Consider the following 804-nt stretch of genomic DNA (forward strand, 5'->3'; position numbering starts at 1 on the left):
CGGCGATCGCGATCGGCAGGAACCAGAGCGGCACCATCGCCGGGAAGTTGAAGGGGCTGATGATGCCCACGACGCCGAGCGGCTGGCGGATCGAGTAGACGTCGATGCCGGTCGAGACCTGGTCGGAGAACTCGCCCTTCATCAGGCTCGGGATGTTGGTGGCGAGCTCCACGACCTCTTGCCCACGGGCGATCTCACCCAGGGCGTCGTCGATGACCTTGCCGTGCTCGCTCGTGATGATCTCGGCCAGCTCGGCCTTGTCGCGGTTCAGGATCTCGCGGAACGAGAACAGGATCGCCTGGCGCTTGGCCAGTGACAGGTTGCTCCAGCCGGGGAACGCCGCCTTGGCGCTGCCGATGGCCGCCTGGATCTCGGACTCGTCGGCGAGCGCGACCTGCTTGGTCGCGACGCCGAGCGCCGGGTCGTACACGGGGGCGGTGTTGCCCGACGCGGATTCGACGCGCTTGCCGTCGATCCAGTGCCCGACGGTGGTGGTGGTCGTGTCGGTGAGCGTCATGCGTTGCTTCCTTCCGAGATGGACGAGTCCATGGTGGTGGCGCCCGCGAGCCGAGCGGCTGGGTCGTGGGCATCTGTGGAGAACCCGCCCCGGGCCTCCTGGCTGTGGACGAGACCGGCGGCGACGTCCACGGCGGCGGCGACGTCGCCGTCCGAGGGGTAGAGCAGGGTGCGTCCGACGACCAGGCCGCGGACGCCGGGCAGGGCCAGGGCGTCCGCCCACTTGGCGTACGTCTCCAGCGGGCGCGAAGCCGGGTCGCCGCCGAGCAGCAGCGTCGGCAGCGTCGT

Annotated in this window: 2 protein-coding genes; both read right to left on the reverse strand. The window is 70.0% G+C overall.

Annotation, left to right across the window (positions count from 1 at the left end; all coding sequences use genetic code 11):
* The coding region (locus tag BIU89_RS12910) for an aldehyde dehydrogenase family protein (RefSeq protein ID WP_139179130.1) at positions 1 to 517 on the reverse strand (517 nt) is incomplete at its 3' end.
* Positions 514 to 804, reverse strand: a 291-nt coding sequence (locus BIU89_RS18175; protein ID WP_441294452.1) for a Cgl0159 family (beta/alpha)8-fold protein, incomplete at its 5' end; no start/stop codon positions are given. The genes BIU89_RS12910 and BIU89_RS18175, both read right to left, overlap by 4 nt.

This window comes from Curtobacterium sp. MCBA15_005, assembly GCF_001864855.1.
GTDB classification, from domain to species: Bacteria; Actinomycetota; Actinomycetes; order Actinomycetales; family Microbacteriaceae; genus Curtobacterium; species Curtobacterium flaccumfaciens.